This is a genomic window from Dyella sp. SG562, from assembly GCF_011759495.1.
GTDB classification, from domain to species: Bacteria; Pseudomonadota; Gammaproteobacteria; order Xanthomonadales; family Rhodanobacteraceae; genus Dyella_D; species Dyella_D marensis.
In genome coordinates, this window is record NZ_JAAOYS010000016.1 from 61,945 (window position 1) to 81,665 (window position 19,721).

Below are 19,721 nucleotides of genomic sequence, written 5' to 3' on the forward strand. Positions count from 1 at the left end.
ACGGCCTCAGCCCGCCGGCACCGTGAAGCTGGGTTCGGTCGGTTCCTGCACGCTGACGTCGCGGTCCCAGCCTTCGTTTTCCAGTTTCAGATGCTGGATGGCCACGGCATTGGCATTGGCGTCCAGGTCCGGCAGCGCCTGGTATTCCGACACCCAGCAGCGATACAGGTGATAGGACAGCACCAGCTGGCCGGCCTCGTTGTAGACCTCCAGGATCAGGTCCTTGCGGAAGTCCTTGAGCGACACTTCGGCGCCCAGGCCGGCGCCGAAGTGCCAGACCTTGTTCGCCCACTTCTCGAATTCGAGATCGTGGGTGACGCCGCGTTCGATGGTGATCGCCTCGTACTCGGTACGCCCCGGCGACTTGCGGCTGCTGCTGGGGTCGCCGCCTTCGCGGTGCTTCACCACTTCGGTGGTGCGCTTCAGGCCCGAGACCTTGCTGATGCCGGCCACGTAGCGGCCGTCCCACTTCAGCCTGAACTTGAAGTTCTTGTACGGATCGAAGCGCTGGGCATTGACGCTGAACTGAGCCATGGTGTTGTCCTCAGGTCTGGATCTGGCCGGCCATCTGCTGCAGCTGGATGACCACGAACTCGGCGGGCTTGAGCGGCGCGAAGCCGACCACGATGTTGACGATGCCCAGGTTGATGTCGTTCTGCGTGGTGGTTTCGCCATCGCATTTGACGAAGTACGCGTCGGTCGGCGACTTGCCCTGGAACGCGCCCTGGCGGAACAGGTTCTGCATGAAGGCGCCGACGTTGAGGCGGATCTGCGCCCACAGCGGTTCGTCGTTGGGTTCGAACACCACCCACTGCGTGCCGCGGAACAGGCTTTCCTCGATGTACAGCGCCAGGCGCCGCACCGGGATGTACTTGTAGTCGTCGGCCAGCAGGTCGGCGCCGCGCAAGGTGCGCGAACCCCACACCACCGGCCCCGCGTTCGGGAAGTTGCGCAGGCAGTTGACGCCCAGCGGATTGAGCATGCCGTTCTCGGCATCGGTCATCACCGTGGACAGGCCCTGCACGCCGTTCAAGGATGCATCCAGGCCCGCCGGCGCCTTCCACACGCCGCGCTGCGTGTCGGTGCGCGCCATGATGCCGGCCACGATGCCGCAGGGCACGAAGGTGTCGAGCTGGCCCTGCCGCGCCGGGTCGGACTGGATCACCCGCGGGAAGAACAGCGCCGCGTTGCGCGCGGCGGTGCCGGTCAGGCCCAGGCCGGACACGGTGCCGGCATTGATCGAGCTGGGCGTGGTCCATGCACCGGGCGCATCCACGATCAGCAGCGCGCGGCGGTCGACGCACAAGGCCATTGCCGCCTGGTACACACCATTGCTGGTATCGCCGCCGCGCACGTCGGCGGGGATGCACAGCAGGTTGAACAGATCCACCTTCTTCAGCGCATAGATGCCGGTCTTGGCGTCCTGGTTGCCGAGGTAATCGGCATCGGCGGAGAGCTTCTCGCTGTCCTGCGCCACGGTGGTCACGGCTACCGAGGTGGCGGCGGCGGGCGTGCTGCCGTTGTCGTCCCAGATGGTCTTGCCGGCGTCGGTGGTGTCCGACATCGCCGACGGCGGCTTCGCGCCCAGGGTGGCGCCGGCCTGCAGGCGGATCAGCGCGGAGCTGGCCTTCAGCACGCGGTCGACGCGGCGCGGGCTCTCCACCACGGTGACGTTGAGGAAGCTTTCCTGCGCGCCGCTGGCCGTGTCGCGCACGGTGAGGTTGAACAGGTCGGCCGGGGTGAGGCCGTACAAGGCGGCCACGTCGGCCGACACGTGGTTGTCCACCCGCACGCGCAGCTTGTTGGCCCAGGCGCCCGGCGAGGCAGCTTCCAGCAGCAGCGCGACGGCGGGCGGGGTCAGGCCGGGCGCGGTGATCTGCGCCTTGGCGCCGGCCGCGCCGGCCTTGTACAGGCGCACGATCACCGCCTGCGCACCGCCGTTGAGGAAGAAGTCGCGCACCGCATAGCCCATGGGATACGCCGGATCGAGCGCGCCGAAGATGCGCTCATAGTCGCCGTAGCTGTTGATGGTGACCGGGCCGTCGGCGTCGGCATCGACCGGCCCTTTCGCGGCGCGGCCGACGAAGGCGGCGATCGAGGTGGCCACGCCGGTGATGGTGCGGACACCGCTGGGAATCTCCTCGATATAGACGCCTGGATAACTCAGGGTGGCAGGCATGGCTGTTTCCTCAAGGGTTGGCGGGATGCGTCGGTCAATGCAGCGGCGCCGGGTCCGCGCGGTTCAGCGCGTACAGCACGGCGCCGCCGGGAAGGCGGTCGCGCCGCAGCTGGCCGCGCTCGACCAGGTGGCTCAGCGCTTGCTCGATGCGTCGGCGTTCGGTGACGTAGCGCTGCTGCGGCAGCCACCAGCTCACGATGCCGTCGAGCGTGTCGGCGGCATCGGGATGCTGCGTGAGATAAGCCAGCACCGCGCCTTCCACTTCGCGCCAGCCGTTCTCCGGGTTCTGCCGAGGATTCATGCGTCACCTCCACGTCGAGGAGGACTGAGGCAAGCGCCGTGCCAGCGTTCACCCTGCTCGAAAATGGCTTGAAACAAGGGGTTTGCGCGTGGACCCGGATGCCAGCCGGGTGAGCTTTGCCCCGGTCCGCGGGCGCGGGTGGGTCAAAGCGCACCCGAGTTCCGCGGCATGCCGCGGGCTAGCGGAAGCCGCCGGTCTCGATGCCGTGCTTCTTCAGCAGCTTGCCGAGCTGCCTGCGCTCCGTGCCGGAAAGACGCGCCGCGGCGCTGATATTGCCGGCGGTGCGCTTCATCAGCCCGAGCAGATAACTGCGCTCGAACGCGCACATGGCGTTCTTCTTCGCGGACAGGTAATGCAGGTCGCCGTCTTCGAGGAAGATGTCCGCCGACTCCTCGGATGAAACATAGGCCGCGGGCGCGATCAGCCCGTCGAGAATGGAGGCGCCGATCATCGCGCCCTCGGTACCGAGATAAGCGCGCAGCACCACGTTCTCCAGCTCGCGCACATTGCCCGGCCAGCCGTGCGCGTCGAGCACGCGCAGGGCTTCGTCCGTCCAGCGCTTGGCCGGACGATCCAGCCGCTGCGCCAGCTGGGCGAGGAAATGCTGCGCCAGCATCGGAATGTCGCCGGCGCGCTCGCGCAGCGGCGGCAGGCATACATGCAGCGCATTGAGCCGGTATTGCAGATCGCGCCGGAACAGGCCGGCCGCGACGCGCGCGTCGAGGCAGGCATTGGTGGCCGCCACCACGCGCGCGCTCGACACGCGCGCCGCGCCGCCGCCGACGGGACGGTATTCGTTGTTTTCCAGAAAGCGCAGCAGCGTCACCTGCGCCTTGCTCGACAGCGAGTCCACTTCGTCCAGGAACAGGGTGCCGCCGCGCGCATGGTCGATCAGCCCGGGCTGCGCGCTCTTGGCGTCGGTATAGGCGCCGCGCTCGTGCCCGAACAGTTCGTTCTCGATCAGATTGTCCGGCAGCGCGCCGCAGTTGACCGGCACGAACGGCCGCTCGCTGCGCGCGCTGGCGTAATGGATTTCCCGCGCGGCGAGCTCCTTCCCGGTACCCGTCTCGCCTTCGATCAGCACCTGCACATCGCAGCCGGCGTAGCGATGCAGCTGCGCACGCATCAGCTCGAACGCCTTGGATTGCCCCAGCATGGCCGGCATCGTCCCTTCTCCCTAGGATCCCATCGCCGTCGACACGTCGCGCCGCCCGATGAGTTTTACTCCCCGGAGATCAAGGGCTTGGGCGGCCACCTCGGCGAGTATGCATGGCAGCGCGCAGCGTTTCCCATCGGTAGAAAGTTATAGGAGTGTGCGCTGGTGTGCATTTACTCCCTGGCCTTGTTTGCTAGTGCTTTGTGGCGATGTAACGCGGTTCCGTGCACGCCGGGTCAAGACGGCAGTGCAGCGATATGGCGTTTGCGCGGCGGGAGCGATACCGGCGCTTTCGCGCCGCTTACTTGGGCGCACCCTTGGGCGCCGGCACCAGCACGTCGTCGTCCTTGCTCCACGCCGGCGTGGTGATGGCGTAGAACTTCAGCACTTCGCCCTTGCTGGCGCGGATGGAACGCACGACGGCGGGTGGGATCAGGATGTAGTCGCCGGGGCCTACCGCGTGCGCCACGCTGCCGGTCCACACTTCGCCATGTCCTTCGAGGATGAAGAACGATTCCTCGCCGGCCTTGTTGTGGCTCCATGCGCTGGCATGGCCCGGATCGAGTTCGAACAGCGCGACGCTGCCCAGCGTGGAGCGTGCACCGGCCGGGGCGGCGCGTCCGGTGAGTTCCTTCAGCCGGACGCCTGCGGAGACCTTGATGAAAGGCAGCTCGGAGGGCGCGATGACTTTCGCGCTGTCGTCCGCCTTGGCGGCGACGGGAGCAAGCGTAGCCAGGGAAGCGGAAAGTGCCAGCAGCAGTGCGGCCTTGGGCTGCATAGGTGGGGACCTTTGAGTTCTTGGCGGCGAAGAGTAGCGCACAAATCGCCTTGCGCACGTTGCATGAAGCCCAAGGCCGCCATCGGCGGCCGTCATCCCGGCGCAGGCCGGGATGACGGCCAAGCCCCAGGCTTCAGGGACTGGCGCCCGCACGTATCGTTTCTTCGTTGATCGCGCGCACCTTGGCCTCGTCCACCTTCTCGACCTTGCGGTCGTAGGTGTACAGCCCGTTGTGCTCGCCCTCCACGTCGGTGATCTGCGTATACACGCTGCCGGACATGCCCTTGGGCACACCCTTGTCGCGCAGCACCGCGGTGTTGGCGACGTAGCCGGCGTTCAGCGCAGCGCGGTCCTTTACCGCGCCGTACGGATTGATGGCGGTATTGGGCCACACGTGACCGGGCACGCCCAGGGTGAGGCCGCCATGCTCGCCGTCGATGGCGGCGCGTTCCGCATCGGGGCTGGGCAGGCCGGGGCCTTGGTAGTCGTGCACGTCGTAGACGTCGCCCGCATGCGGGTCGCCCTTCATGTCGCAGCAGTTGGCGCCGCTGCGCGCGTCGACCAGGCGCGAGGGATCGAGCTGCTTGATCTGCGCGGACAGCTCGGCGGCGGCGGGGATGCTCCACTGGCCCCAGCCTTCGTTGAACGGAATCCAGCCGATGATGGAGGTGACGCCGCGCAGCTGTTCGACGATGGCGGAAACGTCGGCGCGGAAGCTGGCCTTGTCGGCTTCGCTGAGCTTGTCGTTGCGGTCGGTGGGCAGCGCCGGCATGTCCTGCCACACCATCAGGCCGATGCGGTCGGTCCAGTAGTACCAGCGCGCCGGCTCGACCTTGATGTGCTTGCGGATGGTGTTGAAGCCGAGGTCCTTGGTCTTCTGGATATCGAACTTCAGCGCCGCGTCGGTGGGCGCGGTGTGGATGCCGTCGGGCCAATAGCCCTGGTCCAGCGTGGCCAGCAGGAAGGTCGGCTTGCCGTTCAGCACGATGCGGTTGCGGCCACCGACCTTTTCGACCGCGACGGTGCGCAGGCCGGCGTAGCTGGTGACTTCGTCATGCTGGTCGCCCAGGGTGAGCGTGGCCTTGAAGGTGTAGAGGAAGGGATCCTGCGGGCTCCACAGGTGCGGATGCGCGATGGCCAGCTTCAGCGGCTGGCCGGCCGCGCCGCTCGCCTCGCCCACGGTCTTGCCGTCCGCGTAGGCGGTGACGCGCAGCGTGGCGTCTTTCGCGTCGCCTTGCAGCTTCGCGCTGACGGTGAACGCATCGAGGCTGCGCGCGGGCGTGAATTCGAGCTGCGCCAGGCTGGTGGCAGGCACCGGCTCCAGCCATACCGATTGCCAGATGCCCGAGGCCGCGGTGTAGAAGATGCCTTCGGGCCTCAGCCGCTGCTTGCCGACCATGATGTTGGCGGCATCCACCGGCGCATGCACGGCGACCACGATCTCCTGCGGCCCTTTCGCGCGCAGCGCCGAGGTGATGTCCGCGCCGAAGGACGTATAGCCGCCCGTATGCTTGGCCACCTGCGTGCCGTTGACGTAAACGGTCGCCTCGTGGCTCACCGCGCCGAAGTTCAGCCGCACGTGCTGGCCGTTGGCCGTATAGGCGGCCGGAATATCCACCGTGCGGCGATAGAACATGTAGTCGGCATGCTGCTGCACGCCCGAGAGCACCGACTCGACCGGATACGGCACCAGCACCTGCGCCTTCAACGCCTGGCCGAACGGCGGCTTGCCCTGCCCGTCATCCGCCGCGTATTGCCACAGGCCGTTCAGGCTCATCCATTGCGGATGCTCCAGCGATGGGCGGGCGAGCTGCGGACGCGGGTATTCGGGCAGCGCGTTCTTCGGCGAAACCGCGGCCGTCCACGGCGTGGCCAGCGGCGCCGGCTTGCCGTTCCACACTTTCGTCGGCTGCTCCGCTGCCATCGCCGCGGAAGCGAGGCTCATGGCCGCGATCGTGCCGACCCAGGCGCCCGCGCGCCGTACCAGGAGGTTGTTCGTCATCCGCCCTTCCCTCATCGGTTGCGTTGGAGAACGGGAGAATGACTAATTGTCGGACAAATGTCCAAGCGCGCCGCCGCACGGTGTGAAACCGCCCGCCGTTTGATCGAGCGCCACCATATGGCTGAGCACACCGGCGAGGCTGCGCAGGTCTTGTGCGTTGTGCTTCAGCACGCGATAGAGATCGGTGGGATCGCCCGCGCGCAGGAAGCGCAGCCACGCGGCCGGCGCCTGCGATCCCGGCAGGTCGTCTTCGCGGACGACGCCGAGCAGCTGGCGCTCGGTGGTGGCGAGCTTGCAGTTCGGCCAGTGCGCGCGCCAGCGCCGGCGCACGGGATGCAGCAGGTCGATATGCCGCAGCCCTTGCAGCGGGCTGCTCATGCGTTCGAGGCGAAAGCGCGTATTCAACAAGGGAGCGTCGTAGCTCTTGCCGTTATAGGTGCCGAGCACCGTTGCCGGCGTGATCCATGCGCGTAGCTGCTCCAGCATCGCGGCCTCGCCGGCCAGCGCGGTGATGGTGAGCTGGCTCAGCACGAACCGCGCGCCGTGCCAGCGCGCCACGCCGATCATGAAGGCGCGGGTGCCGGTGCCGCCGGCCAGTCCGGTGGTTTCCGTGTCGAGGAACAGCATGTCCGCGGGGTCGATCCGCTCGGGGATCTTGGCGAACGAGGCATCGAACGGCAGCGGCACGGAAGGCCAGTCCGTCGTTGCTTCGGCGAGCCATAGCCCTGGCGCCAACTCACTGCCCAAACCAGTCGGCATATTCGTGACAGACCGCTGCCGTGCCGGCGTGGAACGGCGAACAGCCAGCAGGCGCGACAGGTCGGCGGGCAATCGCGGGGCCGGAGCAGCGGCGCCGCCGGCCATACCCGCCTGCCCGCGCAGCCGCCGCAAACGTGCGGCGAGATCCGTCACAGGTCGGCCAGCAGGGCGAGCACCATCGCGCCGAGATCCTTCATGGAACGCGCGGCGGTTTCGTCCGAAGCCAGCACCGGCCCGACGCAGGCGGGACAGCCGAGCCGGCAATCGCACAGCTCGATCAGCTGGCGCGCTTTTTCCACCAGCTCGGCGCGGCGCTCGAACAAGGGCGCGCTGAGTCCCACGCCACCGGGAAAAGCGTCATACAGATAGAGAGTCGGGATAAACGGCGCGTGCGGGTCCTGCACTTCCTCGCCCCACCCCGTATGCACGCGTGCATGCCCAGAGCTGTCCGGCACCGCGAACCACGCGCCGTCGCCGCTGCCCACCGCCTTCTGCAGATCGCGCCCCTCGGCCATCACCGCCACGGTGGCGACGGTATGCAGCGCGGTGGAGGCGGCGAGAAAACCATCGAGCGCGTCCTGGCGCCGCTCGAACGCATCGTCCAGCGTGCGCTGCGCCAAGGCCCACCACACCGAAGTCGTGTGCAGTTCGCTGTCCGGCAGGTTGACGTTGCCGTAGCCGATGTTCTCGTGCGTGTAGTAGCGGATCTTCTTGTAGCCGGCGACGCGCCGCACCACGTGCACTTCGCCGTGATGGCATTCGCCGCGTCCGGAAGAAGACGAGTCGAACCGGTCCAGCACCTTCAGCCTGGTGTAGTCGATCGCATCCGTGTAGTAGTCGGCTTCGGTGCGCGTGACATAGGCCTTGCGCCCGGTCCAGTCCAGGCGCTCCACCTGGTACGGCACCGACTGCACCATATGGATGGCGCCTTCGTACAGCGTGAGCGGCGCCGCGCTGTAGTCGACCTCGGCGATGATGGTCTGGCGTCCGCCCGTGCGGTTGACCACCACGAAGTTGCCTTCCGCCACCGAGCGCAGCGACACCGCATTGGCCGGATAGCTGTCGGCGATCCACTCGAAGCGTTGGCCTTCGCGATGCAGCACGCCTTCTTCGGCCAGCACTTCCAGCCAGGGTTCCACCATCTGGCCGCCGAAGGCGTCGCCGGCGCGGAACGGCAGCTCGAACGCCGCGCAGCGGATATGGTCGAGCAGGATCAGCGGCTGGTCCTGGGCAATCCGCGCGTGCTCTGGCGAGGCATCGCGGAAATATTCCGGATGGCGCACCAGGTACTGGTCCAGCGGCTCGCTCGATGCCACCAGGATGCCCAGCGAAGGCTGCTGGCGGCGGCCGGCGCGGCCGAAGCGCTGCCACGTCGCCGCCACCGAACCCGGATAGCCGTTGAGCACGGTGACGTCCAGCGCACCGATGTCGACGCCCAGCTCCAGCGCCGAGGTGCTGACGATGCCGTCCACTTCGCCCGCGCGCATGTCGCGCTCGGCCTGGCGGCGCTCGGTAGGCAGATAGCCGCCGCGGTAGGCGCGGATGCGCGGCCGCTTGCGCGGGTCGTGGTCGAACACGTCCTTCAGGTACTTGGTCAGCACCTCGACCATCAGCCGGCTCTGTGCGAACACCAGGGTCTTCAGGCCCGCGCGGATCGCCGTGCGCGCGATGCGGTTGGTCTGGCTGCGCGCCGAGGCGCGCAGGCCGAGATCCGCATTGAGCACCGGCGGATTCCACAGCAGCACGTGCTTGGGGCCGGTGGGCGCGCCGCTTTCCAGGATCGGCGTCACCGGCTGCTCGATCAGCGCCGCCGCATGCTCGGCCGGATTGCCGATCGTCGCCGAGCACAGAATGAATTGCGGCGACACGCCGTAGAACGCACAGACCCGGCGCAGCCGCCGCAGCACATTGGCCACGTGCGAGCCGAATACGCCGCGATAGGTGTGCACCTCGTCGATCACCACATAGCGCAGGTTCTCGAAGAACTGCGCCCACTTGGTGTGATGCGGCAGGATGGCCTGGTGCAGCATGTCCGGATTGCTCACCACCACGTCGCCATGCAGGCGGATGGCCTGGCGCGCATCGCCCGGCGTGTCGCCGTCGAAGGTGAAGGCGCGCACGCCCAGCTCGCCGGCCGCATTGAGTTCCAGCAGCTCGGCCACCTGGTCCTGGGCCAGCGCCTTGGTCGGGAACAGGTACAGCGCCTTCTTGCCCGCCGTCATCACCGAAGTCACCACCGGCAGGGTGAAGCACAGCGATTTGCCGGAGGCAGTGGGCGTGGCCACCACGATGTTTTCGCCGCGCGCGGTGGCCGCCCAGGCCCGGCCCTGGTGCTCGTACAGCCGGGCCACGCCGCGGGCGCGCAGCGCGGCGGCCAGCGGCGCGGGCAGGTCCTCGGGCAGCGGCACATAGCGGCCCTCCTTGCCCTCGACCACGAACTGGCCGGTGACGCGGTCGCCGTAGCGCTGGACCAGCCGCCCGGCCAGCTCCGCGCCGCTCAGCCGCAGCAGGCGCTGGTCGTCCTCGTCCACGATGGGGGCCGGCAAGGGGGCGCGCATGGATAGTCTCCGGGGAAAGCCGCCGCATTCGAATGCCTTCGCGTCTCACGGATTGAGACCGGCGCCGGAGACCAGGCCGACCGGGACTTGAAGGCGGCGAAGCGCCTGCGGCAGCATCGCCGGTTCCAGTCCCCGCTGGACCGCGCCAACCCAGGCGCCCCGTATGCCAACCGCCCCGAGGAATTCGCGATGAAGCTGCGCACCCACGTTGTCGCTTCGACCATCCTGCTGCTGGCCACCCTGCCCGCCCTGGCGCAGCAGGATGGCCGCAAGCACATCGTCATCGGCCGCACGCCGGCGGAAGTGGCCAAGTCGCCGTGGAGCGATGCGGTGCTGGTCGGCAACACCTTGTATCTGTCCGGCTATATCGGCGTGGATGCGCACAACCAGGTGCCCAAGTCGGCGGAAGAGGAAACCCGGCTGGCCATGGAAGAACTCAAGCACACGGTGGAAGCCGCCGGCATGAGCATGGAAGACATCGTGAAGATCGACGTGCTGTGCACCGACCTGAGCCTGTTCCCGCCATTCAATTCGGTCTATCGCACCTACTTCAAGAACGGTTTCCCGGCGCGTACTTTCACCGGCAGTTCCCAGCTGCTGCTGGGCGCGCATTTCGAAATCACCGGCGTGGCGATCAAGGCCGGGAAATAAGCCGCCGCGGCGGGCCGTCGACTTGACGCCCGCCGCACCCTTGGGCCACTTTCCGGCCATTGCATCGAAGCCAAGCCACTGCCGCCATGCGCCGCGAGATCGCCATCGTCGTTTTTCCGGGATTCCAGCTGCTGGACGCGGCCGGCCCGGTGGCCGTGTTCGAGATGGCGGAACGCTTCCGGCCGGACAGCTATGCGATCAGCGTGCTTTCTCCCGGCGGCGGCGTGGTGCGCAGTTCGTCCGGCGTGAGCCTGGCGGCCACGCCGATCGAGCCCCGGCATTTCGACACGGTGATCGTCTCCGGCGGCAACCTGGCGCAGGTGGAGGAAAGCCACGCGGACATCGTCGCCTGCCTGGGCGCCGAAGCCTGGCGGCGCGTGGCGGGCGTCTGTTCCGGCGCGTTCTTCCTGGCCCAGGCCGGCCTGCTCGATGGCCGGCGCGCCACCACGCATTGGGCCGCCGCCGAGCGCTTCCGCCGGCTGTATCCGCAGGTGAAGCTGGATGCGGACCGCATGTTCGTCCGCGACGGCGAAGTGTGGACCTCGGCGGGCATCGCCGCCGGCATCGACCTGGCGCTGGCCCTGGTGGAAGACGACCTCGGCCCCGGCATCGCGCGGCGCGCCGCCCAGCAGCTGGTGGTGCATCAACGGCGCCATGCAGGGCAATCGCAGTACTCGGTACTGGTCGAACAAGGCGGCAAGACCGGCCGCTTCGGCGACCTGATCGGCTGGATGCGCAAGCGCCTGGCCGAGCCGATGACCGTGGAACGCCTGGCCGCGCGGGCCGCGATGAGCCCGCGCAACTTCGCCCGCGCCTTTACCGCGGAGATCGGCGCCACGCCCGCCAAGGTGGTGGAAGGCCTGCGCCTGGAAGCCGCGCGCGTCGCGGTCGAGACCAGCCATATGCAGCTGGACCATATCGCCGCTTCCACCGGCTTCGGCGATTCCAGCCGCATGCGCCGCGCCTTCGTGCGCAGCTTCGGCATGTCGCCGCAGTCGCTGCGCCGCAGCGCGGGCGCCTGAAAGCCGCTGGCGGTTTTTGTCCGGAAATTGTCCTTGCCGGTGCCGGCCGGACCGACCATAAAGAGCGCCACCGGGCGGCCCCGATAAGGCGGCGCGCCCGCAGCATCGCTCCATTCTTCGCCATGAGGTTCCGCATGCGCCCGACCCTGATCGCCTCGGCCTGCCTGCTGTCGGCAGGCCTTGCCCACGCCGCACCCGCACCGGCTCCGACCCGGCTCGACCATATCCTGCTGTGGGGGCACGGCATCGACCAGATCACCTCGGTGATGGCGGTGAAGCTGGGTTTCCAGGTCCGCCCCGGACGCGATCCCGACGGCGTCGCCAACCGCTATATCCGCCTGGCGGACAGCAGCTTTATCGAAATCCTCGGCATCACCAGGCCGAACCCCAAGTTCGATCCGGGCATGAAGGAAGACCAGGAAGCGCTGAAGGGCGGCCCCGGTTCGCGCGCCTTCGGTTTCCGCAGCTCCCGGCTCGACGCCATCCGCAGCACGCTGCAGGCCAAGCAATATGCGGTGACGCCGTTCTTCTCCGGCCCCGACAGCGCCAAGCCCGGCTGGCGGCTGTTCGCCTTCGACAAGGCGCCGCTGTCGAGCAATACCTTCTTTATCGATTACAAGGCCGATTACGCGCCGGACCAGTTCGACCCCGCCAATACCGCGGATTATCGGGTAACGCGCGAACACCCCAACGGCGCGCGCGAGCTTTCCTCGATCTGGCTGGTGTCGGCGGATGCGGATGCCGATCGCAAGCAACTGGAGAACATGGGCTTCGGCCATGCGGTGCCGGTGAAGCTGCCGGAGCTGGGTGCGAAGGGGTTCTGCGTGCCGGTGGGGCCGACGGCATTGCTGGCGTTGCAGCCGGATGGCGCCGGACTGGCGGCACAGGCGATGGCTGCGGGGCCGCGCATTCTCGGCGTCAGCTATGGGGTGACCGATCTTGGGCGTGCGCAGCGGTGGGTGGAGCGGGGGTATCAGCAGAAGCTGACGACGTATCGCGGCTTGTCTGGCGAGTCGGTGCTGGCGCCGACCGTGGACGATCTGGGCTTGTCGGTGGAATTCCATGCGCTGAAGCCGGGCGGTTCGCCCTGCCCGGCTGCGTAAGTCGTCCGGTGATCGGCGCCCCTGCGGGCGCCGGTCGATCACTCGCCCCTGGCCAGCAGCGCGGCCTTCGCCACCTTCGCGGTGTGGTGGTCGCCGTCGTGGCTCCAGCCCGGCGGCATGATCAGGTACAGCAGCTTGTTGTGCAGCCCTGGCGCGCGCCACACGTCGCGGCCCAGCAGCCAGAATTCGCCGAGATAGGCATCGAGCACGCTGTAGCGCTTCACTGGCCGCGTGATGCCGTATTCGATCCGGATATCGTCGCGCGCATCCATGTAGGTGCCGAACACGCGGTCCCAGATCGGCAGCAGATTGCAGAAATTCGTATCCATGTAGAGCACGTTGCGCGCGTGGTGGACGCGGTGATGCGAAGGCGTCAGCAGCACGCGATGCAGCGGGCCCAGCTTGCCCTTGGGCAGCACGTTCTCGCCCAGGTGGATCAGCTGGCCCCAGAAGCTGTCGATGATCATGATCAGGATCAGCAGCGGCGGGCTCACCCCCAGCAGCATGCAGATGCTGGTGCGTACGAAATCGGCGTACGGGCCTTCCAGAAAGATATGCGCGTAATTCACCGACAGGTTCATGGCCACCGGCGCGTGGTGCGTGGAATGCAGGCACCACAGCAGCCGCACCTTGTGCGCCAGGAAGTGATAGACGAAATGCGCCAGCTCCCACACCACATAGCCATAAATCAGTCCGTACCAGGTCAAGCCCGCCTGGAAGGGCGCGAACCGGTTGAACAGGCCGATGCAGAAACCGACCATGGCGATGGTGAGAAAGCTGCCGATAAAACGGTTCAGCACCATCACCAGCAGCGGCACCTGGTAATCCTCGCGCCGGGTGCGGCGCAGGATCACGCCGCGCACCAGCTCGAACACCAGCAGCAGCGGGATGATCGGACCCAGCAGCTTGCCGAAGCCATCGACGGTGAGCAGGCTCCGGTAGTTGCCGGACGCAATCACGTCCAGCCAGGCGCCCAGGCCGAAGAAATCGGCCAGCTGATGGCGGATCCAGTCCAGGACAAGCATGCAGCCCCTCGGCGGTGACGGCGCAGGCGTCGATCGCACGCTAACTTGTCACGATCCAATCCTGCATACAAGCAAGCTGAGCCCTCCACGCGCCGCCGCTGCGCGCGGTGCGCGGCGTTGCGGACCGCGCGGCGGCAGCGCTATCGTGCCGCCCTTTGCAGCGGGGCCCGCATGCGCGCGGCGCCTTCCTGCCCATCCGCATGGGAGCAAGCCATGAAGCGAGTCACCGGCATCGGCGGCATCTTCTTCAAAGCCAAGGATCCGAAGGCGCTCGGCGCCTGGTACAAGACCCATCTGGGCATCGACGTGCAGGCCTGGGGCGGCGCCGCCTTTCGCTGGAAGGGACCGGACAATCCCGATGGCGGCGGCACCACGGCGTGGAGCCTGTTCGCCGCGGACACCGATCACTTCGCCCCGGGCCAGTCCTCTTTCATGATCAATTACCGCGTCGACGACCTGCATGCGCTGCTCGCCGCGCTGCGTGCCGAAGGCGTGCAGGTCGAGGACAAGGTGGACGAGTCGGACTACGGCAAGTTCGGCTGGATCGTCGATCCGGAGGGCAACAAGGTGGAGTTGTGGGAACCGCCGGCCGGCATGTAGTTCCGGGATTTTTTAATCTTTAAAGTCAATAAATTACAATAATAATTGAATGTAGTTTAGCCTGGTCGTGCAACCGCTCGTGCGCAAGGATGCGCACCGCCCGTTCGTGGCGGTACTCAAGTCCGCCGCGCATCGGCCGATGCAGACTGCGTAGCCTGAGCAGGAACCCGAGTGAACGTCAGTTTCAGTTTGTCCGGCGCGATCGCGCCCTTCCCCGTCAAACCCGGCGGCGCCGCCACGGCGCAGGCCGCCAGCTCGCCGAAGAGCCATTCCGTCACCGCCACGCTCAGCGCCGCGACCTCCGGCACGCGCCCGTCGGCCAGCAAGAGCAGCAGCGATTCGGACAGCGGCAGCATCACGGTGCAGACGCTGCGCAAGCAGCTCGAACGCCTGCAGAAGCAGCTCGCGCAGCAGGAACGCCAGCTGCGCTCGGCGGTGGCGCGCGACAAGGACAACGATCCGGCCAATGCGCCGCGCATCGCCGCGCTGCAGTCCGCCGTGGCCACCACCATGGGGCAGATCGCCGAGACGGTGGCCAGGCTGGCCGCGGCGATCATGGCCGAGAGCGGCAGCAGCAGCGGCGGGCTGGTCAGTTCGGCGGCCTGAGCGCCCCGCGCGCTCGCCCCGGCGGAAAAAACATAAGGCGGCATGGCCGATATCTGATAAGCCTTGGGCTTCGTCAGATGCCGGCGATGCGCGATGATCGGGCGCCTCGCCTTTCCCACTGAGGGGTTCGAACATGCCCGATACTTACTCGTTGCCGCGCCGCCTTGGCCTTGTGCTCGCACTCACCCTGGCCTGCTCCCCGTTGCTTGCCGCGGATGCACCGCCGGTGGCGACCGTCGCCACCGGCCGCCTTGCCGGCATCCACGACGCGAAAACCGGCCTGAACGAGTTCAAGGGCATTCCCTACGCCGCGCCGCCCGTCGGCCCGCTGCGCTGGAAACCGCCGCAACCGGCGCTGGCATGGAAGGACGCACGCAAGGCCGACCGCTTCGGCCCGCGCTGCATGCAGCGCCCGATCTTCAGCGACATGGTGTTCCGCTCCGACGGCATGAGCGAGGACTGCCTGTACCTCAATGTGTGGGCGCCCGCGAACGGTGCCGGCAAGAAGCTGCCGGTGCTGGTGTATTTCTACGGCGGCGGCTTCGTCGGCGGCGACGGCTCGGAGCCGCGCTACGACGGTGCGGCGCTGGCCCAGCGCGGCATCGTGACCGTCACGGTCAACTACCGCCTGGACGTGTTCGGCTTTCTTGCCACGCCGGAGCTGGCCGCCGAATCGCCGCAGCACGCCGCCGGCAACTATGGCCTGCTCGACCAGGCCGCGGCGCTGGCCTGGGTGAAGCAGAACATCGCCGCGTTCGGCGGCGATCCGGACCAGGTCACCATCGGCGGCGAGTCGGCCGGCTCCATGTCGGTGTCGGCGCTGATGGCGTCACCGTTGTCGAAAGGCCTGATGCGCGGGGCGATCGGCGAAAGCGGCTCCGTGCTCGGCAATCTCGAGCCACGCCCGCTGGCGCAGACGCTGCAGGAAGGCAGCGCATTCGCGCGGCGCGTCAACGCAAGCTCGCTGCAGCAGTTGCGCAAGGCCAGCGCACAGTCGCTGCTCGATGCCGCCGGCCAGAAGGACGTGCCGGAATTCGGCCCCACCGTCGACGGCTATTTCTTGCCCCGCTCGCCCACGGCCATCTATGCGGCCGGCGAGCAGGCGCATATCCCGCTGCTGCTCGGCGCCAACTCGCAGGAAGGCAGCTACGTCAACCTGCTCGACAAGGCCGCGCCGGATCCGGCCCATTACCGCGCCGCGGTACAGAAGCAGTTCGGCGAACACGCCGATGCCGCGCTCAAGCTCTATCCCGGCACGAACGAGGCGCAGATCAAGGCCAATGGCACGGCGCTCGCGGGCGACAAGTTCATCGCCTACTCGACCTGGGCGTGGATGCGCGCCCATCGCCAGACCGGACAGGCGCCGGTGTTCTATTACTTCTTCAACCAGGCACGCCCGGCCAAGCGCGACGGCAGCGCCGGCCCGAATGCCGGCGCGGTGCACAGCGGCGAAATCGAGTACGCGCTGGGCAATCTGCCGGGCAATGCCGTGTATGCGTGGACGCAGACCGATCGCCAGGTCTCCGAAACCATGCAGGGCTATTGGGCGCAGTTCATCAAGACCGGCACGCCGAACGGCCCCGGCCTGCCGCACTGGCCGGCCGCGGCGGACAAGGATGGCGGCCTGCTGCGCCAGACCATCGGCGCGGACACGCGTACGCAGGTCGATCGCGATGCGGCGCGCTACGAGTTCCTGCAGCGCGCGCTGGCCGGCGAGCATCTCTAGGGTTGGGGTGAGCGCAGCGAACCCCAACGTTGCGGCAAGCTGCGGTGTTTGTTGGGGTTCGCCTTTGGCTCACCCCAACCTGCGGGCGGCGGAGGGAGTCTCAGTCCGCGTAGTCTTCCGCGTGGCTCACATCGTCGGTCGGCCACCAATAGCGGCCGTTGTCAGCCGGCGACAGGTTGGTATTGCCGTCGCCGGGCCGCGCCTGGTAGACGTTGTTGCGCCACACCGATCCCTGCGCCATGCCGCCCCACAGGCCGCCGTACACCGGACCCCACAGTTCCTTCAGCTCCGCCGAGAACACATTGCCGGTCACCGTGAGGTTGGTGGCGTTGTTCTTCACGCCGAAGCTCAGCGCATAGCCATAGCCGGACACATAGTTGTTGGTGAAGCTGATGCGGTCGTAGACGCCGTCGCCCTGCAGCGCCAGCGCATTGGTATTGCCCAGCGAGGCGATGGTGTTGTGGTCGATGATCATCGGCCCGCCGTCGCCCTCGCTCTGCGGCCCGATGCCGTCGTGGTGGTAGACGTTGTGCGAGGTGTCGGCCGCGTCGTGGATGTAGTTGTTGGTCCACGTCGACGGGCGGTCCGGAAAGCCCGTGGTCATCTCCAGGCCCGCATTGCCCCAGATATCGTTGTGATCCATCGTCGCCACCGCTTCGTTCATGGTGGTGACCAGCTGCCAGGACTGCTTGAACGGCGTGCCGGGCGTGGTGTGCGAGGAGGACACCGTGCCGTCGTTGCCCGGCGGCAGCGCATAGGCGCTGGGCTTGAAGGTGGAATAGCGGAAGGTGACGCTGCTGGCCGCATACAGCTGCACCAGATTGTCGTTCGGGCTCTTGCCCTCGAACAGGCAGCCGACGAAGGTGAGGTCGTCGCCGTAGATCACCACTTTCGAGGCCAGGAAGCGGGTGAAGGCGATCACGCTGTGATCCGGATAAGTGACGATGATCGGCTTGCTCGCGCTCATGCTCGCGGCGTAGTCGGTGAGGTGTCCCGGATACGCGCCCAGCCCCAGGCCGCCGGTATTCGCGGGCGTATTGGCATAGCCGGTATTGGAGAAGTCGGGCCAGTAGCCGGAGCCGTCGTTGGGCCGCGCCGTGAGCGCGGTGGCGGCAGTCGCGTAGCGGCTCAGCGGATCGGAGCCGGGCGGCGCCGCATGCGCCGCGAAGGGTATCTGCGTCAGCAGAACGGCGGTGAACAGCTGGGAACAGGCAACGGTACGCGCTGAGTGCATGGCTGATTCCTTGTGGACTTCAAGGTGGGAACACGGCGCGGCGAACCGCCGGCCTTGGATGAAGACTTCCAACCACGGATGTACGGCGCTTCGCGGCAAGCGGCTGCCGCGAAACTGATGACTGGACGAGACAGCGGCCTTGCCTGTGACAGGCAAGGCGACATGAGCGGTATGGATGGCCCCCGCGGGCTTGGTGAAGCCCGAGTCAAAATGACTATACACAGTGTATATGTGGGGCCGGGCGGCCTGGCTGTCGACGCGCTCACACATTCCGCGAAGCGCATTTTTCCGTCGATTACATCCGGGTGGTGGCAAGCGCCAGCTTCAATCCGAGGACGGCGAAACCCAGGGCAAACACGCGTCGCAACCACGTCGTCACTCGCGGGCGCTCGAGCACGTGCGCCCGCATGAAGGACGCGAACGCGCCATAGATCGCGAACACGATCAGGGTCATCAGCATGAAGATGCCACCGAGTTGCAGCAGGCTGGCGACCGGCGATGCATCGTCCCTGGCCATGAACTGCGGCAGGAAGGCCAGGAAGAAGATCGGCAGCTTCGGGTTGAGCAGGTTCAGCAGGATCGCCGAGGCCACGATGCGCAATGGCGAGCGCGCGGCGGTGGCGTTATCAGGATCGAGCGCACTGCGATCCCGCCACGTGCGCCACGCCATGTACAGCAGATAAGCCGCGCCGGCGTACTTGAGCAGCTCGAACGTCACGGCGCTGGCCTTGAACACCGCCGCCAGGCCACATACCGCGGCCGCCATATGCGGCACGATGCCCAGCGTGCAGCCGAGCGCGGCCAGCAGGCTGGCCCGCGTACCGCGCGACAGTCCGGTCGACACCGTGTAGAGCACGCCGGTGCCGGGCGATGCCACCACCAGCAATGAAGTGAGCAGGAATGCAACGCTCATGCAGCCTCTCCTTGAACGAGGGAGGCGCGACCATCGCAAAGGAAGCGCGGACGGTCTTGAAGAAAATTGCGCGCTCAGCGCAGCGCGTCGCGGTAGCGCCCCGGCGTGATGCCGAACTGGCGCAGGAAGGCGCGGGTCAGATGGCTTTGATCGGCAAAGCCGGCGAGCTGCGCGGCTTCGGCCAAGGCATGGCCCTGGCGCAGGTAGCGGCGCGCCAGGCGCACGCGCCACTGGATGCGGTAAGCATGCGGCGTGGTGCCGACGTCGCGCAGAAAACCGCGGATCAGCTGGAAGCGGCTCACGTCGCACGCGGCCGCCAGCTCCGACAGCGAGGTCTCGGCAGCGGGCTCGGCGTCGATCCATTCCAAGGCACGCGCCACCGAGGGCGAAGCGCAGGCCAGTCGTGGCCCGCTGAGGCGATGCTGCTTCACCACCCGCACCAGGCAGGCCAGCAGGAGTTCGTCGGCGTGGCCGCCCGGCGATGGCAGCGCTTCCAGCAGCTGCGTCACTTGCTGCGCCAGGCCGCGGTCGTGCGCCACCGGCTGGAGCACGACGTCGCTGCCGCCGAATTCCGCTGCCAGTTCCCGCGCCACCAGCGCGGGCTCCAGATAGGCGATCCGCCAGCCGCGCGGCCCATCGATCGGCGCCCCGTCATGCACCTCGCCGGGATTGACCATGATCACGTCGCCCGCCACCGACTGCACCGCGCCGACCACGCTCCAGGACTTCTGTGCGCCCGCGGTGATCACGCCGAGGCCGAATTGATCGTGGGCATGACGGGGGAAGCTGTGCTCGCTGAGCAGGGACAGAGCTTCCACGCCGGGAAGGACGGAGCGGAGTTGCACTACCTGGTGGATTTTCTTCGGCACGAGGCGATCGGGCGCTGCGGCGATAGAACCTAAGCATAGGCTTTCTCGGCCCTCAGCTCACGGCTCCGCCCGGCCCCTCACCCCAACCCTCTCCCCGGCGGGGAGAGGGGGATGGAGGGCGCGGCGACAATCGAGCGAAGAGCACGCGGCGCAGCCGCGGCGTTCCGCTGTTGCTCTTGATCTACCGGGTCCCCTTGGCGCCGGCGGTGAGGGCTGGACGAAAAGGCCCCCGCAGGGGG

General features: G+C 67.5%; 18 protein-coding genes. 6 read left to right on the plus strand and 12 right to left on the minus strand.

Features of this window, described 5'->3' with window-relative positions:
• Positions 1 to 6 precede the first annotated feature (6 nt).
• The 8 genes from FHW84_RS21515 to FHW84_RS21550 all read right to left on the minus strand — a co-directional run bounded on the left by FHW84_RS21515 (position 7) and on the right by FHW84_RS21550 (position 9,733).
• Positions 7 to 534 carry a phage tail protein gene (locus tag FHW84_RS21515; RefSeq protein ID WP_167258246.1) on the minus strand — a complete coding sequence of 176 codons (528 nt, stop codon included), beginning with the start codon at positions 532 to 534 and terminating at the stop codon, positions 7 to 9.
• Between the two features lie 10 nt (positions 535 to 544).
• A complete protein-coding gene (locus tag FHW84_RS21520) occupies positions 545 to 2,179 on the minus strand; it encodes a phage tail sheath subtilisin-like domain-containing protein (RefSeq protein WP_167258248.1) in 1,635 nt (544 codons plus the stop codon).
• Positions 2,180 to 2,213: 34 nt separating this feature from the next.
• Positions 2,214 to 2,480, minus strand: a complete 267-nt coding sequence (locus FHW84_RS21525; protein ID WP_167258250.1) for a hypothetical protein — start codon at positions 2,478 to 2,480, stop codon at positions 2,214 to 2,216.
• A gap of 178 nt (positions 2,481 to 2,658) precedes the next feature.
• Positions 2,659 to 3,645, minus strand: a complete 987-nt coding sequence (locus tag FHW84_RS21530) for a sigma-54 dependent transcriptional regulator (RefSeq protein ID WP_243868239.1) — start codon at positions 3,643 to 3,645, stop codon at positions 2,659 to 2,661.
• A 292-nt stretch (positions 3,646 to 3,937) separates the two neighbouring features.
• Entirely contained in the window at positions 3,938 to 4,414 is a 477-nt protein-coding gene (locus tag FHW84_RS21535; protein WP_167258252.1) for a cupin domain-containing protein, read from the minus strand.
• A gap of 133 nt (positions 4,415 to 4,547) precedes the next feature.
• A complete protein-coding gene (locus tag FHW84_RS21540; protein WP_167258254.1) occupies positions 4,548 to 6,416 on the minus strand; it encodes a sugar-binding domain-containing protein in 1,869 nt (622 codons plus the stop codon).
• Positions 6,417 to 6,458: 42 nt separating this feature from the next.
• Positions 6,459 to 7,328 (minus strand): ribonuclease H-like domain-containing protein, encoded by an 870-nt coding sequence (locus FHW84_RS21545; protein WP_343203635.1) that lies wholly within the window; start codon positions 7,326 to 7,328, stop codon positions 6,459 to 6,461.
• Complete coding sequence (locus FHW84_RS21550) at positions 7,325 to 9,733, minus strand: DEAD/DEAH box helicase (protein ID WP_167258256.1); 2,409 nt, start codon at positions 9,731 to 9,733, stop codon at positions 7,325 to 7,327. Before FHW84_RS21550 ends, FHW84_RS21545 begins: the two co-directional genes overlap by 4 nt.
• Positions 9,734 to 9,922: 189 nt before the next feature.
• On the opposite strand from FHW84_RS21550, the gene FHW84_RS21555 reads away from it, so the two are divergent.
• The 3 genes from FHW84_RS21555 to FHW84_RS21565 all read left to right on the plus strand — a co-directional run bounded on the left by FHW84_RS21555 (position 9,923) and on the right by FHW84_RS21565 (position 12,509).
• On the plus strand, positions 9,923 to 10,384 hold the full coding sequence (locus FHW84_RS21555; protein WP_167258258.1) for a RidA family protein: 462 nt from the start codon (positions 9,923 to 9,925) through the stop codon (positions 10,382 to 10,384).
• Between the two features lie 86 nt (positions 10,385 to 10,470).
• Positions 10,471 to 11,406: a GlxA family transcriptional regulator gene (locus tag FHW84_RS21560; RefSeq protein ID WP_167258260.1), complete on the plus strand. Its 936-nt coding sequence runs from the start codon at positions 10,471 to 10,473 to the stop codon at positions 11,404 to 11,406.
• Positions 11,407 to 11,540: 134 nt separating this feature from the next.
• Positions 11,541 to 12,509: a VOC family protein gene (locus FHW84_RS21565; RefSeq protein ID WP_167258262.1), complete on the plus strand. Its 969-nt coding sequence runs from the start codon at positions 11,541 to 11,543 to the stop codon at positions 12,507 to 12,509.
• A 38-nt stretch (positions 12,510 to 12,547) separates the two neighbouring features.
• On the opposite strand, the gene FHW84_RS21570 is transcribed toward FHW84_RS21565, so the two are convergent.
• Positions 12,548 to 13,534, minus strand: a complete 987-nt coding sequence (locus FHW84_RS21570; protein WP_167258264.1) for a sterol desaturase family protein — start codon at positions 13,532 to 13,534, stop codon at positions 12,548 to 12,550.
• 213 nt (positions 13,535 to 13,747) lie between these two features.
• Here FHW84_RS21570 and FHW84_RS21575 point away from each other — a divergent pair, with 213 nt between their 5' ends.
• The 3 genes from FHW84_RS21575 (at position 13,748) to FHW84_RS21585 (ending at position 16,466) form a co-directional block, all read left to right on the plus strand.
• Complete coding sequence (locus FHW84_RS21575) at positions 13,748 to 14,134, plus strand: VOC family protein (RefSeq protein WP_167258266.1); 387 nt, start codon at positions 13,748 to 13,750, stop codon at positions 14,132 to 14,134.
• Positions 14,135 to 14,305: 171 nt separating this feature from the next.
• On the plus strand, positions 14,306 to 14,740 hold the full coding sequence (locus FHW84_RS21580; protein WP_167258269.1) for a hypothetical protein: 435 nt from the start codon (positions 14,306 to 14,308) through the stop codon (positions 14,738 to 14,740).
• 133 nt (positions 14,741 to 14,873) lie between these two features.
• Complete coding sequence (locus FHW84_RS21585) at positions 14,874 to 16,466, plus strand: carboxylesterase family protein (RefSeq protein WP_167258271.1); 1,593 nt, start codon at positions 14,874 to 14,876, stop codon at positions 16,464 to 16,466.
• A gap of 100 nt (positions 16,467 to 16,566) precedes the next feature.
• Here the strand turns inward: FHW84_RS21585 and FHW84_RS21590 are convergent, their stop codons facing one another.
• The 3 genes from FHW84_RS21590 to FHW84_RS21600 all read right to left on the minus strand — a co-directional run bounded on the left by FHW84_RS21590 (position 16,567) and on the right by FHW84_RS21600 (position 19,431).
• Entirely contained in the window at positions 16,567 to 17,700 is a 1,134-nt protein-coding gene (locus tag FHW84_RS21590; protein WP_167258273.1) for a hypothetical protein, read from the minus strand.
• A gap of 295 nt (positions 17,701 to 17,995) precedes the next feature.
• Positions 17,996 to 18,613 carry a LysE family translocator gene (locus FHW84_RS21595; RefSeq protein ID WP_167258275.1) on the minus strand — a complete coding sequence of 206 codons (618 nt, stop codon included), beginning with the start codon at positions 18,611 to 18,613 and terminating at the stop codon, positions 17,996 to 17,998.
• Between the two features lie 74 nt (positions 18,614 to 18,687).
• The gene (locus FHW84_RS21600) at positions 18,688 to 19,431 is read right to left on the minus strand and encodes an AraC family transcriptional regulator (RefSeq protein WP_208399914.1); all 744 of its coding nucleotides are present in this window, start codon (positions 19,429 to 19,431) and stop codon (positions 18,688 to 18,690) included.
• Between the last annotated feature and the right edge of the window lie 290 nt (positions 19,432 to 19,721).